This window comes from Promicromonospora sp. MS192 (assembly GCF_049532985.1).
GTDB lineage: Bacteria > Actinomycetota > Actinomycetes > Actinomycetales > Cellulomonadaceae > Promicromonospora.
Genome location: NZ_CP186693.1, coordinates 5,773,748 through 5,787,727, shown reverse-complemented (window position 1 = coordinate 5,787,727; position 13,980 = coordinate 5,773,748). Strand labels below are relative to the sequence as shown.

The 13,980-nt window shown below is 72.5% G+C and carries 12 protein-coding genes; 5 read left to right on the top strand and 7 right to left on the bottom strand.

Annotation, left to right across the window (positions count from 1 at the left end):
* Positions 1-118: 118 nt before the first annotated feature.
* From cysN to ACO229_RS25880, 3 genes are read right to left on the bottom strand one after another with little or no spacing between them, the layout of a single operon-like run.
* Entirely contained in the window at positions 119-1,432 is a 1,314-nt protein-coding gene (gene cysN / locus ACO229_RS25890) for a sulfate adenylyltransferase subunit CysN (protein WP_397418540.1), read from the bottom strand.
* Positions 1,432-2,334 (bottom strand): sulfate adenylyltransferase subunit CysD, encoded by a 903-nt coding sequence (gene cysD / locus ACO229_RS25885; protein ID WP_423463205.1) that lies wholly within the window; start codon positions 2,332-2,334, stop codon positions 1,432-1,434. The genes cysN and cysD overlap by 1 nt, the downstream gene beginning before the upstream one ends.
* A complete protein-coding gene (locus ACO229_RS25880; protein ID WP_397418536.1) occupies positions 2,331-3,212 on the bottom strand; it encodes a 3'(2'),5'-bisphosphate nucleotidase CysQ in 882 nt (293 codons plus the stop codon). The genes cysD and ACO229_RS25880 overlap by 4 nt, the downstream gene beginning before the upstream one ends.
* 253 nt (positions 3,213-3,465) lie before the next feature.
* On the opposite strand from ACO229_RS25880, the gene ACO229_RS25875 reads away from it, so the two are divergent.
* From ACO229_RS25875 to ACO229_RS25865, 3 genes are all read left to right on the top strand, one after another.
* Positions 3,466-4,470 carry a sulfite exporter TauE/SafE family protein gene (locus tag ACO229_RS25875; protein WP_423463204.1) on the top strand — a complete coding sequence of 335 codons (1,005 nt, stop codon included), beginning with the start codon at positions 3,466-3,468 and terminating at the stop codon, positions 4,468-4,470.
* On the top strand, positions 4,467-5,768 hold the full coding sequence (cysC, locus tag ACO229_RS25870) for an adenylyl-sulfate kinase (protein ID WP_423463203.1): 1,302 nt from the start codon (positions 4,467-4,469) through the stop codon (positions 5,766-5,768). The genes ACO229_RS25875 and cysC overlap by 4 nt, the downstream gene beginning before the upstream one ends.
* Positions 5,769-5,851: 83 nt before the next feature.
* Positions 5,852-7,237, top strand: a complete 1,386-nt coding sequence (locus ACO229_RS25865) for a hypothetical protein (RefSeq protein ID WP_397430677.1) — start codon at positions 5,852-5,854, stop codon at positions 7,235-7,237.
* 68 nt (positions 7,238-7,305) lie between these two features.
* Here the strand turns inward: ACO229_RS25865 and ACO229_RS25860 are convergent, their stop codons facing one another.
* Together ACO229_RS25860 and ACO229_RS25855 are read right to left on the bottom strand one after the other, a co-directional pair.
* Positions 7,306-8,217: an ABC transporter ATP-binding protein gene (locus ACO229_RS25860; RefSeq protein WP_397430678.1), complete on the bottom strand. Its 912-nt coding sequence runs from the start codon at positions 8,215-8,217 to the stop codon at positions 7,306-7,308.
* Entirely contained in the window at positions 8,210-9,208 is a 999-nt protein-coding gene (locus ACO229_RS25855; protein WP_397430679.1) for an ABC transporter permease, read from the bottom strand. Before ACO229_RS25855 ends, ACO229_RS25860 begins: the two co-directional genes overlap by 8 nt.
* Before the next feature lie 327 nt (positions 9,209-9,535).
* Here ACO229_RS25855 and ACO229_RS25850 point away from each other — a divergent pair, with 327 nt between their 5' ends.
* Together ACO229_RS25850 and ACO229_RS25845 are read left to right on the top strand one after the other, a co-directional pair.
* Entirely contained in the window at positions 9,536-10,639 is a 1,104-nt protein-coding gene (locus tag ACO229_RS25850) for a hypothetical protein (RefSeq protein WP_423463202.1), read from the top strand.
* Positions 10,636-11,862 (top strand): DUF6716 putative glycosyltransferase, encoded by a 1,227-nt coding sequence (locus tag ACO229_RS25845; protein ID WP_423463201.1) that lies wholly within the window; start codon positions 10,636-10,638, stop codon positions 11,860-11,862. Before ACO229_RS25850 ends, ACO229_RS25845 begins: the two co-directional genes overlap by 4 nt.
* 88 nt (positions 11,863-11,950) lie before the next feature.
* On the opposite strand, the gene ACO229_RS25840 is transcribed toward ACO229_RS25845, so the two are convergent.
* Positions 11,951-12,994 (bottom strand): glycosyltransferase family 2 protein, encoded by a 1,044-nt coding sequence (locus ACO229_RS25840; RefSeq protein WP_397430682.1) that lies wholly within the window; start codon positions 12,992-12,994, stop codon positions 11,951-11,953.
* Positions 12,995-13,077: 83 nt separating this feature from the next.
* Complete coding sequence (locus tag ACO229_RS25835; RefSeq protein ID WP_397418518.1) at positions 13,078-13,971, bottom strand: N-acetylneuraminate synthase family protein; 894 nt, start codon at positions 13,969-13,971, stop codon at positions 13,078-13,080.
* Positions 13,972-13,980 lie beyond the last annotated feature (9 nt).

Genomic DNA, 13,980 nt, shown 5'->3' with positions numbered 1-13,980 from the left:
CACGATGCGGCCGCGACACAGGAAAGCCGCCGACGCGGGGTCGGCGGCCTTCCGGCGCTGCGGAGCGTATCAGGGCCAGATCACGATCCGGCCACCGGTGCGGGGCGGTACCCGCGGGTCAGTACTGGTGGGCCGCCCCGCCGATCATGCCCGCCGCCACCGTCTTGTTCGTCGCCTCGTCCACGAGGATGAAGGCGCCGGTCTGGCGATTGGCCTGGTAGGAGTCCACGAACAGCGGCTGGGTCACGCGCAGGCGGATGCGCGCGATCTCGTTCAGCTTGATCTCGGTCGCGTCCTCGTCCCGGTGCAGCGTGTTCACGTCGACGCGGTAGTTGATGTTCTTCACCATCGCGCGCGCCCACCGGGTGGTGTGCTTGATCGCGTACTTCTTGCCCTGCACCAGGGAGGCCGACTCGTCCATCCAGCAGATCTGGGCGTCGACGTCCTGCGTCACCGTCGGGGCGTTGTTCGGCCGGCAGATCATGTCGCCGCGCGAGATGTCGATCTCGTCGGCCAGGCGCACCGTGACGGACATGGGCGGGAACGCCTCGTCGACCGGGCCGTCGGCCGTGTCGATCGACGCGATGGTGGTCTCCAGGCCGGCCGGGAGGGCCAGCACCCGGTCGCCCGGCTTCATGACGCCGGACGCGACCGTGCCGGCGTAGCCGCGGTAGTCGCGCGTGTCGTTCTGCTGCGGCCGGATCACGTACTGCACCGGGAACCGCACGTCGACCAGGTTGCGGTCCGAGGCCACGTGCAGGCGCTCCAGGTGGCTGAGCAGCGGCGAGCCGTCGAACCAGTCCATGTTCTCCGACCGCGTCACCACGTTGTCGCCCGCGAGTGCGGACACCGGGATGAACGTCAGGTCGGGCACGCGCAGCCGGGAGGCGAACTCCGTGAACTCCTTGCGGATGTTCTCGAAGACGGCCTCGTCGTAGTCGACCAGGTCCATCTTGTTGACGCAGACCACCACGTGCGGCACGCCCAGCAGCGTGGCCAGGAACGTGTGCCGGCGCGACTGCTCGACGACGCCCTTGCGCGCGTCCACGAGGATCAGGGCCACGTCGGCCGTCGAGGCGCCGGTGACCATGTTCCGGGTGTACTGCGTGTGGCCCGGGGTGTCCGCGATGATGAACTTGCGCTTGGGCGTGGCGAAGTACCGGTACGCGACGTCGATCGTGATGCCCTGCTCGCGCTCGGCGCGCAGGCCGTCCGTCAGGAGCGACAGGTCGGCGTAGTCGTTGCCGCGGTCCTTGCTGACCTGCTCGACCGACTCGAGCTGGTCGGCGAAGATCGACTTGCTGTCGAACAGCAGGCGGCCGATCAGCGTCGACTTGCCGTCGTCGACCGAGCCGGCCGTGGCGAAGCGCAGCAGGTCGCCGCTGACGACCTCGCGCTCCGAGGAGCCGGCCTCGGGAAGAGTCGTCGTCATCAGAAGTAGCCTTCCTTCTTGCGGTCTTCCATGGCTGCCTCGCTCACCTTGTCGTCGCCGCGCGTGGCGCCGCGCTCGGTCAGGCGCACGGCCGCGACCTCCTCGACGACGTCGTGCAGCGTGGTCGCGGTGGACTCGACGCAGGCGGTGAGGTTCGCGTCGCCGACGGTGCGGTAGCGCGTGGAGAGGACCTTGGCGGTCTCGCCGTCCTTGAGCGGGGTGAAGTCGTTGACCTCGTAGAGCATGCCGCTGCGCTCCACGACCTGGCGCTCCTTGGCGAGGTAGAGGTCGGGCAGGTCGATGTCCTCGGCCTCGATGTAGGACCAGATGTCCAGCTCGGTCCAGTTGGACAGCGGGAACACCCGGATGGACTCGCCCTGGTGGACGCGGCCGTTGTAGAGGTTCCAGATCTCCGGACGCTGGTTCTTCGGGTCCCACTGGCCGAAGTCGTCGCGGAAGGAGAACACGCGCTCCTTGGCGCGGGCCTTCTCCTCGTCGCGGCGGCCGCCGCCGAACAGGGCGTCGAAGCCGTGCTTCTCGGCGGCCTCCAGCAGCACCGGCGTCTGGATGCGGTTGCGGGAGCCGTTGGGCTCCTCCTGCACCAGGCCGCGGTCGATGCCCTCCTGGACGGAGGCGACGACGAGCTGGACTCCCGTGCGCTCCACCCACCGGTCCCGGCAGTCGAGCACGGTCTGGAAGTTCAGGCCGGTGTCGACGTGCATGATCGGGAACGGCACGCGGGCCGGCGCGAACGCCTTGACCGCCAGGTGCAGCATCACGATGGAGTCCTTGCCGCCGGAGAACAGCAGGCAGGGCCGCTGCATCTCGGCGACCACCTCGCGCATGATGTGGATGCTCTCGGCCTCCAGGCTGCGCAGCTGGCTCAGGACGTGGCTCTTCACGGCTGGGCACCTTCCTTGCTATCTACCCCGACCACGGACGCGACACCGACGGTGTCGAGCAGCTCACGCAGGCGCGGAGCCAGTGCCGGGGGGCATACGAACAGGTCAGGGAGCCAGGGGTTCTCCCGGTTGTACTCGAGCTCGGATCCGTCCAGGCGGGTGCAGACGAGCCCGCGGGACCGGGCGACGGCGACAGGGGCCGCGGAGTCCCACTCGTACTGGCCGCCCCCGTGGACGTAGGCGTCCACTGTACCGTCGGCGACGGCGAGCACCTTGACGCCCGCGGAGCCCATCGGGACCAGCTCCACGTCGGGGCGCTCGGCGAGCGCCGCGACGAACTCGGGCGGGCGGCTGCGGCTCGCGGCGATGCGCAGCGGCCGGTCACCGGCGAGCACGGCGGCGCTGTCGTCACCCGGCACGAGGCCGTCCGCGGTGGTCAGGACCTGGCCGCGGGCCGGCAGTGCGACCGCCCCGGCCGTGAGGCCCGCACCGCGCTGCCAGAGGGCGACGTGGACGGCGAAGTCGTCCCGCCACTGCCCGGCGGGCGCCTCGGCGTCGGGGCGCTCCGCGAACTCGCGGGTGCCGTCCAGCGGGTCGATGATCCACACACGATCTGCACGAGTGCGGGACGCGTCGTCCTTGGCCTCCTCGGAGAGGACGGCGTCGTCGGGCCGGGCGGCGGCCAGCGCGGCGGCGAGCCAGGCCTGGGCCGCGGCGTCCCCGGCGTCCTTGACCTCCTTGGCGACGAAGGATCCGCCGGCGGCGTCGACCTCGGCACGGAGGGCCAGGAGTACCTCGGCCGCTCCCGAGGCGAGCGCGTGGGCAAGGGCGTCGTCGTCGAGCGACGCCGGAGGGAGCATGGGAGAGGGCGAGTTCATCGATCTCCAGGTCTGCGGAATCTTCGGGAAGTCCGTGGCGGACGGCGCCCTGGCCCAGGAGGGGTGGCCCGACCCGTCCGGGCGGCAGCCGGGTGAACCCCGGCGAACGCGCCGAGGCTACCATTCGTGCATGCGATCCACTGCCAGGGGAGCCGTTCAGTGCTGATCGGCAACCTACGAGCATCATGGGACATAAAACCGACCGGAGTAGTCGGAATTGTGCCCGGCAGCACGACAGGCAGGGGCGACACCCGTGACCATTGACCCGGCTCTGATCCTCGGCGGCCTCGTGGTCGGCTTCATCGTGGGCCTCACCGGCATGGGCGGCGGGGCCCTGATGACCCCGATGCTCATCTTCGTGTTCCGCGTGGACCCGCTCGTGGCCGTCTCCAGCGACGTCGTCGCGAGCCTGTTCATGAAGCCCGCGGGCGCGTTCGTGCACCTGCGCCGCAAGACCGTCAACCTCCGGCTCGTGCTGTGGCTGTGCGTGGGCTCGGTGCCCGCGGCGTTCTCGGGCGCGCTGCTCATCCAGTACCTGCCGTTCGGCGACTCCCTGGACTCCGCGCTGAAGATCGTGCTCGGCTGCGCGCTGCTCCTGGCCTCGGCCGGCCTCGTCGTGCGCGCCGTGCTGCAGATGGTCCGCAGCCGCTCGGCGCTCGGCGAGGGTCCCACCCGGCCGTCGGCGCCCGAGCTGGTGATCCGCCCGGTCCCCACCGCGATCCTCGGCGCCGTGGCGGGCCTCCTGGTGGGCATGACGTCGGTGGGTGCCGGGTCGGTCATCATCGTGGTGCTCCTGCTGCTGTACCCGGCGCTCAAGGCGTCCCAGCTCGTCGGCACCGACCTGGTGCAGGCGGTCCCCCTGGTGGCCGCCGCCTCGCTCGGCCACCTGCTGTACGGCGACTTCTCGCTCGGCCTGACCACGTCGCTCCTCGTGGGCGCCATCCCGGGTGCCTGGTTCGGCGCCCACGTGTCGTCCCGGGCGCCGGGCGGCATCATCCGCCGCGCCCTCGCGATCCTGCTGCTCGCCTCGGCGCTCAAGCTCCTCGGCGCGAGCCTCCCGGTGGTGCTGGGCGCCGCCGGGGCCGCGCTGGTCGTCGGCAACCTGGTGTGGTTCTGGGTCAAGCGCCGGTTCTCCGGCGGCGCACAGACACCCGCTGCAGACTCGGTGGTGGACGAGATGACGGACGAGATGACGGACGAGCCCGCCGCCCGCCCGGCCGACGACCCCGACCCCGCAGAATCGAGACCCCGCAGATGACCGACTCCCCCGCCCGCGTCCTGACCGACGACGAGCTGGACCTCCTCGAGCTGGCCCTCGGCGGCGCGCTGCCGCCCGCGGCCCTCGCGGCCGCCCTGCCGGACGCGCCGCCGGAGGTGCTCCTGACCGACGCCGAGAACACCCCGCTGGCCCGGCTCACGGCCGGTGGGGGCTCCGCCGTCGTGCTGGAGCCGCTCAAGCCGCTGGCGGGAGCGATCGGACCCCAGTGGGACGACGCCGTGCGGCGTCCGGCCCGCGACGTGCGGACGGAGGCCGGCGACGCGGGCGCCCTCGGCCTGCTCGTCACCGAGGCCCCGACCCACGAGGACGCGGCGACGGCGGCCGCGCTGGCCTCCGCCGGCACCGTGCTGCTGCTCGTGCCCGTGGCGCGGCGGGCCCCGGAACCGGGCGCCGTCGGTGCCCCGGGGCTGGTCCGGGCCGCTGGGGGGCTGGCCGGCGACCTGACCCGGCGCTCCGGTGCACCCGTGGTCACCGTCGCCGTGCCGTGGCCGGGCGGGAACAAGCCCGACGGCATCACGCTCGACGACGTGGCCGCGGCGTACGGCGCCGGACGCGTCGAGACGCTCGCCGCGCACCGCTCGCCCGCCACGGCCCGGGCCGTGGCCGACCTGCCCCGTGTGCACGACGAGGCGGTGCGGGCGCTGTACCCCGCCGCGTCGGCCGCCGAGGTGAACCGCGCCGCCGCCGGCGCGCACCGGCGCGGCGCCGTCGTCTTCTTCACGGGCCTGTCGGGCTCGGGCAAGTCCACGGTCGCCCGGGCGCTGGCCGCCGAGCTGGACGACGACGGCCTGCGGACCACCCTGCTCGACGGCGACGCGGTGCGCCACCACCTCTCCAAGGGGCTCGGCTTCGACCGGGAGTCCCGGGAGCTCAACGTGGAGCGCATCGGGTACGTGGCCTCGCTCGTGGCGGGGCACGGCGGCATCGCCGTCGCCGCGCCCATCGCCCCGTTCGCCTCGGGCCGCGCACGCGTGCGCGCCCTGGCCGAGGGCGAGGGCGCGCACTACCTGCTCGTGCACGTGAGCACGCCCCTGGAGGTGTGCGAGGCGCGGGACCGCAAGGGCTTCTACGCCAGGGCTCGGGCCGGCGAGATCGCCGAGTTCACCGGGATCTCGTCTCCGTACGAGGAGCCGACGGACGCCGACGTGGTCATCGACACCTCCCACGTGCCCGTCGAGGAGGCCGTGCGGATGGTCCGCGCGGCCCTCGCGGCCCGGCTCGGCGAGCAGGACGGCGAGCAGGACGTGGACGCGCCGACCGCGCAGGGAGGTGTGTGACCCGGGAACGAACCACCCGGCCAGGAGACGCCGTGGCGCACCGCGTCACGGGAGCAGCACCAACGCATGTGAGGAACCAGCAGATGAATGACAAGCGCACGCCCGACCGGCGTCGCGGCTACGGCGAGGGCAAGGGCATCGGCGCCCGGTTCCGCGGCCAGTTCGGGCCCGTCACCGCGCACCGCACCGGCATCGACGACCTGCAGAGCAGGCTCACCGACCTGCTCGTGTCGAACGCGCGCGGCTCCCGGCCCACGGCCGAGGCCATCGAGGAGGTGCGCGGCCTGGCCGTGCGCAACCGCACCCACGACTGGGCGGGCGTCTCGCTCGGGGCCGTGGCCACCCTCTGGCACGAGTTCGGCGACGCCGCCTCCGGCGCGTGGCTCCCCGTCATGCTCGCCGAGGCCGGCCGGTTCGAGGACGCCGCGGCCCTCCCCCGGCGTCGCGTGGCGGGCGGCCCGCCGGCCTTCGCCGAACCGGTCGTGGCGACCGCGCTCTGGGCGCTGGGCCGCGAGGACGAGGCCCGTGACCGGATGACGCAGCTCGTGGCGGCGTTCCCGGACCTCGACGAGCGGTTCATCAGCGCCTGGGGCACCGACGCGCGGGCCGACCAGTTCCGCGCCCTGCGCCGCGCGGCCGACCCGGAGGTCCTGCCGGTCTTCTTCCACCTGCCGTTCTCGGGCGGCACCAGCATGATCGTCTCGCTCAAGCGGACCATCCCCTGGGCCCGGATGATCGAGATCAACCGGCGCTTCGGCGAGCTCCAGGTCGAGCGTGCGCTCCAGTACTCCGCACAGGACCTGGCCCCGTTCCAGATGGTGCACCAGCACCACCCGTTCGGCTTCACGCTGCCGGGCCGCCGGCTGTCCTACTTCACGGTGCTGCGCGACCCGGTGTCCCAGATCCGCTCGGGGTACTTCAAGCGGCAGGCGTCGGAGCACATCATCGGCACGCGCGACAACTCGCCGACGTTCGACGACCACATCGCCTACACGGTCGAGAACGGTCTGACCAACATGCTGTCCCGCCAGCTCGTCACGACGCACCCGGAGATCCGCGCGCGGTACGCCGCCGAGTACCGCGGGCCGGGCGCGTACCGCCCGATCGCCGACGAGGAGGACATGTACTGGCTGGAGGCGACGGCGGACCTCGGCGAGGCCCGGCTCGAGCGCCTGTGCCGGGAGACCCTCGACGAGCAGTTCCACCTCGTCGGCACCATGAAGCACCTGGCGGCCAGCCACCTCGCGGCCGTCGCGAGCGTGGGTGTCCCCGTGGCGGAGCGCGTGGGCCACCAGGGCAAGTCGGGTCAGCCCAAGGAACGGGTCGAGGAGCCGGCGTCCATCGTCCGCCTGCGCGAGGCGAACGCCGTCGACCAGCTCCTGTACGAGGAGTACACGGCCCGGTTCGAGAAGGAGCACGACGCCCTGATCGACGCGGTCGAGCGGGTCCAGGCCGTCGAGAACGCCTGACCCGGGAACGCGCGAGGGCCCGGTGACCGAGTCGGTCACCGGGCCCTCGCGCTGTCGGGCCTGTCGCGTCAGCCGCGGCCCGGGCCCTTGCCCGGGCCCTTGCCCGCAGGACGCTGGGCGCGGACGAACTCCTTGTACTCCTCCGCGACGACGTGCGCGGGGCCGTCCATGACGAGCTGCCCCTGGTGGATCCACAGGACCCGGTTGCACATCGCCTCGATGGTCGAGATCGAGTGGCTCACCAGGAAGACCGTGCCCGCGTTCTCCCGCACCTGCTCGATGCGCGCCTTGGACTTCGCCTTGAACGCGGCGTCGCCGGTGGCGAGCGCCTCGTCGATCATCAGGATGTCGGGCTGGGCCGACGACGAGATGGCGAACCGCAGGCGCGCGCCCATGCCGGAGGAGTACGTGCGCATCGGCATGTACACGAAGTCGCCGATCCCGGCGAACTCCACGACGTCGTCGAACCGCTCCTCGACCTGCTTGGGCGTCAGGCCCAGCGCGAGGCCGCCGATCATGATGTTCCGCTCGCCCGACAGCTGCGGCATCAGCGCGGCGTTCACGCCGAGCAGCGACGGCTCGCCCGAGACGTGCACGCTGCCCGACTTGGCGGGCATCAGCCCCGCGATGGCCCGCAGCAGGGTGCTCTTGCCCGAGCCGTTGACGCCCACGATGCCCACCGACTCACCGTGCCGCACCGTGAAGGAGATGCCGCGCACCGCGTGCACCTCGCTCACCGCGCCGACGTGCTGGCGGCCCGAGCTGATCAGGCGGCGCAGGAACGACTGCTTCTCGTTCACCTCGGTGATGTGGGCGTCGCCGGCGGCCTTCTTGCCCCGGGCGCCGATCACGCGGTAGACGATGTGCAGGTCGTCGACGACGAGGCACGGGTCCCCGAGCTTCGTCTCGGGCGCCTCCTCGTCCAGGTCCTCGGGCTCCAGCTCCAGGTCGAAGTCCATGTGTGCCTCGGCCTCAGTCACGTCCGTACCTCTCCTCGGCGCGCCAGAAGACGATGAAGCCGATGACGAAGAACAGCACCGCCCAGACGCCGCCCATGATCCACATCGTGCCGTCCTGCGGGATGGTCTCCTCGCTCATCAGCGTGGACCGCACCAGGTACAGGTACACGGAGACGGGCTGGTAGTCGAACAGCAGCTCGACGGCGGTCTGCCGCCAGCCGCCCAGGTCGAGCTTGTCGTGCACGTAGTTCGTGACCGGGAAGATCACGCCGGACGCGTACATCACCAGGCGCATCACGAAGCTGATGATGTTGTCGAGGTCCGGCGTCGTGGCCACGAGCCGCGCCATGAGGAACGCGACGCCCATGTTGAACAGGCACAGCAGCGCCACGGCCGCGGGCAGCAGGAGCCACCACCACGTGATCCGCTCCGGCTCGTACCCCGGGATCAGGCCGCTGAGCAGCACGATCGCGCACATCACCACGATCGCGGGGATCAGCGTGGCGAGCTGCGAGAGCACGGACGACAGGGGCAGCACCGCGCGCGGGAAGTGCAGGGAACGCAGGAGCTGGGACTTGCTGCTGATCGACTTGGCGCCGCCGGTGACGGAGGCCTCGACGAACCGGAACATGAACACGCCGATGACGATGTACGCCACGGTGTTGTCCACGCCGCGGCTCACGCCGAGGATGAGGCCGAAGATCAGCACGTACACGGCGGCGTTCAGGATCGGGTTGAGGACCGCCCAGAGCTGCCCCAGGTAGTTGTTCTGGTTCTTCGCGTAGGCGGTGGACGACGCCATGACCCGGATGAAGGGCCAGCGTCGCGCGACGTCCCGGATGTACTCGCCCAGCGACGGGCGGACGTTCAGGGGCTTCAGACCATACTTCGCGGCGAGCGCGAGCCGCTCGGCCGATGTCGTGCTCGGCACGATCGGCGGCGGGGGCTGCTTCTTGCCACCCTTGGCGGGCGGCGCCTTGGGCGCAGCCACATCGGTAGTCGGATTGCTCACGATGCGCAGGGATTCCTGTCTCTGTGGTGGGGCCGGGAGCGCACGGCCACCTCAAATCCTAGTCGGACCAGGGATGCTATCGGCCCGCACCGAAACCCTACTGCATCCATCGGATTCGTCTCCAGCCGGTCTTCGCGCAGGTGAGAGGCCCGCGTCCGCGCTCGCCCTCGGCCGGGCCGCGTGGCGCGCGCACACCTTCCCCACGCGTGTCGCACGCGGGCCCCACGCGCGCTCCACGCCGGGTGCCCCGCACGGCCCCGACGGGGCGCGTCCGCGCTCCGCACCGGGCGTGCGCCGCGCGCGCGAGCGCGTGAGAGACTGCACGGCGTGCTGACCGCCCGCCCAGTCCCGGCCGATCTGCCTGCCCGGCCGGCGCGGCCCGCCGGGGCACTGGTGGAGTCGCCGCTCCAGCTGCTGTGCACCATCGAGGCCCACGCCGCGGGATACGGCGGCGCCCCGACCCGGGTCCACGTGCGTGACGACGTGCCCGCCCTGGACGTCGCCCTGGAGGCCGTGCGCGGTTTCGGGCTGCCGGACGGGCTGGAGACCGACCTCGCCGGACGCCGCGCCGCCCTGTCCGCCCACGAGCCCGTCTGGCTGGTGGGCGATGCCTTCTCGGGCCTGTTCCAGGCCACCGCGCTGCTGCGGCGCGGCCTGGAGCGCGTGGTGCTGGCCGACGACGGTCTCGCCACCCTCGACCTGGCCCGCCGGCTCGCCGCCCGCGAGCCGCTGGTGCGCATGCGGGCCGAGACCGGCGGACCCCGGCGGCAGCTCGGCGCCGCGGCCGCCCGTCGTCTGCGCCGGCTCGCCGCCGAGGGACGGGTCACCCTGTTCACCTCGCTCCCCCTGGACCCCGCGGTCCGCGCACAGCTCGTGGCCCAGGGTTTCGGCGTCGTGCGCAACGACTTCGCGTGGCTCGCCGGCGTGCCCGTCGGCGACGCCCCCGCCGAGCCCACGGTGGTGATCGGCTCCGCGCTGGCCGCGGACGGGCTGGTCGACCCCGACGCCTATGTCGCCTGGGTCGGCGGCCTCGCGGCCGACGGTCCCCTGCGCTACCTGCCGCACCGGCGCCAGGTGCCGGACCTCCTGGACCGCATCGGCGCTCTGCCGGGCGTCACGCTCGACTCGGCGCAGGCGCCGGTGGAGCTACGCTTGCGCGGCATGACGGCACCCCAGCGGGTCGTCAGCCTGCCGTCGACGGCGGCGGTGCTGCTCACCTCGATCCTCAGCCCTCGCGGCGTGGCGGTGACGCCGCAGCCCGTCGAGGACGGCTGGTGGACGTCCCGCGCCACGCCCGGCCTGCGCGCCCACCTCTCGGGCGTGCTCCGCCTCGCCGCCGACGCGGCCGCGCTCCACCGGCCCGGCGGCACGCCCCACCCCGGCGCCACCCCGCCCCTCATCGACCAGAACAACCCGGAGGACCACGGATGACCATCCGCGTGCTCGCCGTCGCGGACAGCGACTCGTACCTCAAGTGGGCCTGCGCCACGCTCGATCGCATCGGCGCGCCCGAGGACGAGGGGCTGGCCCGCTCGGCGGTCCTGGTCCGCACCCCGATCGTCCCCACCACGAACCAGATCGCGGCCGCCGTGGCCGGGTCGTCCGTGGTGCGGCCCCCGGTGCTGAGCCTGCGCGAGCTCAAGGAGCACGTCCGCGAGGCCCGGCCCGACGTCGTGCTGGTCGCCGCCACCGGCCCCGTCGCCGAGATGGTGGCGCGGATCGTGGTCCGGGCGGACCCGGCGAACCGGCCTGCTCTCGTCACCGGCCTGCCGGGGATGGCGCTGCCCGCGACTCCGCGCGGGACTGCCTGGCGGCGCTGGTGCGACGCGTTCGTCGTGCACAGCCGCCGTGAGATCGCCGCCTACCGCGACGCGTTCGCCGCGCACGACGCCGCTCCGCGCGTCGTCCTGGGGCACCTGCCGTTCCTGGAGCGGCTCACGGCCATCCCCTCCCGGCCCACCGAGCGCGTCGTGTTCGCCGCGCAGGCGAAGGTGCCGAACGACCGGGACGACCGCGTCCGGCTGCTCGACGGCCTCGCGCACCTGACGAACGAGGGCTTCGAGGTGATCGTGAAGCTGCGCGCCCGCAAGGGTGAGCGGCAGACGCACAACGAGGCGCACCCCTACGACGAGCTCTGGGACGCCGAGCACGAGCGCCTGGGCCACCGCAGCGACGCGGTGCGGTTCGTGGACGGCCCGATGGCCGAGTGGCTGCAGCCCGGCACGGCGCTGGTGACCGTGAGCTCGACGGCGGCCCTGGAGTCGCTGGCCCTGCACCTGCCGACCGCGCTCGTCGACGACTTCGGCGTGGACGCCACGCTGCTCAACGAACCGTTCGCCGGCAGCGGCTGCATGATCTCGCTCGCGGACGTGGGCAAGGCCTTCCACGAGGGCGGCCCGGTCCCCGACGCCGGCTGGCTGGACGAGAACTACCTCCACGCGGCCGAGTCCGAGCTGCCGGACGCGATCGCCGAGCTCGCCCGGCTGCGCGCCGCGGGCGAGCTGACCCCGCTGCCGGACGTCGAGCCGTGGTCCGCCCGCCGCCACGCCAAGGTCGTGGCGCAGTCGGTGCTGCCGCCGTCGGTCTACGGAGCGATCCTCGCGACGGGCCGACCGGTCAAGCGCGCCCTGGACAAGGTCACGGGCACCAGCTGAGGCGCCCTGCGCCGAGATGCCCGGAGCCCCGCTGTCGTCCGACAGCGGGGCTCACGTCTGACCGCAGGACTGCGCCCGACGGCGGGGCTCAGGAGCCGTCGTCGACCCGGACCCGCTCGGTCAGGCCGCGCAGGAACCCCGCGCCCCACGCCATGTGCATGACGGCGATGGTCGCGGGCAGGCGCAGCGCCGCGGCCGCGTCCAGGCGCGGGCTGCGGGTCGCGGCGTGCGCCGACGCCACGCAGACGCCCAGCGCGTACGCGACGGGCGGCACCAGGCCGGCGACGACCAGCCCGGTCAGGCCCGCGAACGCGCCGACGACGGCGGCCGCGACGGAGACGCCGAGCACCACGACCACCGTCGGGGGCGCGAGGTAGCGGATGCTGGCCGTGTCGGGGTTGTTGCGGATCACCTCGCGGCGCCACATGCCGGTGCGCCAGAACTGCTTGGCGACCTCCCGCAGGGTGCGCCGCGGCTTGTAGTCGACCACCAGCGACGGGTCGAACCACAGCAGGCTGCCGCTGGTGCGCAGGCGCAGGCACAGCTCCCAGTCCTGTGCGCGCACGTAGATCGGCGAGTACCCGCCCACCCGCTCCAGCGCCTCGCGGCGGAAGGTGCCCAGGTACACGGTCTCGGCCGGCCCAGCCTCGCCGCCCGTGTGGAACGACGCCGCGCCCAGGCCCGCCGGGTGGCTCATCGCCCGGGCCACGGCCCGTTGCGTGGGGGTGTCGCCGACGGGCAGCATCTGCCCGCCCACGCCGTCGGCGCCCGACGCCAGGAGGGCCTCCACCGCACGGCGGACGTACGTGGGCTCCACCACGGTGTGGCCGTCCACGCGGACGAAGATCGTATGGCCCTCGGGCATGAGGGCCAGGCCGGCGTTCAGGCCGAGCGGCTTGGAGCCGGTCGGGTTGTCCACGACGGTGACCCGGCCGGTCTCGACCGCGAGCTTGTCCGCGATCTCCCGGGTCCGGTCCTTCGACGGGCCCACCGCCAGCACCAGGTGCAGCGGATGGGGGTAGTCCTGGCCCAGGACCGAACGCACCATCGACTCGAGGTACGGCTCCTCGTCACGCACGACGGCGACCACGGTCGCCCGCGGCAGGTTGGACGACTCGTCCCGCTCGCTCACAGCTTTCCTCTCCGTACGGCGAAGGCGGGCACCCGGCGTGGGGTGCCCGCCTTCTCCTAGCTGGTGCTGTCTGGTGCCGACGCTCAGGCGTCGACGCGGCGCAGACGCGACATCGGCGAGAACTCGCCCGGCATGACGCGCTTCTGGCCGTCACCGAGGGCCTTCTCGAGGATGCGGATGTCGCGCACCAGGTTCTCCAGCCCCTTGGGCTCGAGCGAGGAGGCGTGGTCCGAACCCCACATGGCACGGTCCAGCGTGATGTGCCGCTCCACGGCGACGGCACCCAGCGCCACGGCCGCGAGCGAGATCTGCAGGCCGGTCTCGTGGCCCGAGTAGCCGACGGGCACGCCGTAGCGCTCCTGCAGCGTCGTGATGGTGCGCAGGTTCGCCTCCTCGGGGGGAAGCGGGTAGGTCGACGTGGCGTGCAGGATCACGAGCTTGCTCGTGTCCAGGATCTCCACGGCGGCGTCGATCTGCTCCAGCGTCGACATGCCGGTCGACAGGATGATCGGCTTACCGGTGTCGGCCAGCGCGCGCAGCATCTCGTGGTCCGTCACCGAGGCCGAGGCGACCTTGTGGGTCGGCACGTTCATCTTCTCGAGGAACTCGACCGACGGGGCGTCCCACGGAGAGGCGAACCACTGGATGCCCTTCTCCTTGGCGTACGCGTCGATCTCCGTGTACTCCGGCTCCTCGAACTCGACCTTGTACTTGTACTCGAGGTACGTCATCTCGCCCCAGGGCGTCTGACGGATCTTGTCGCGCTGGTCCTTCGGCGTGCTGATCTCCGGCGTGCGCTTCTGGAACTTCACGGCCTGGCATCCGGCCTCGACCGCGACGTCGATCAGCTTCTTGGCGATCTCGACGTCACCGTTGTGGTTGATGCCGATCTCACCGATCACGTACACGGGCTGGTCGGCGCCGACCTGCAGGTCGCCGATCGTGACCGGCGCGGGCTGCGCGTTCGTCGCGCTCATAACAGGGTC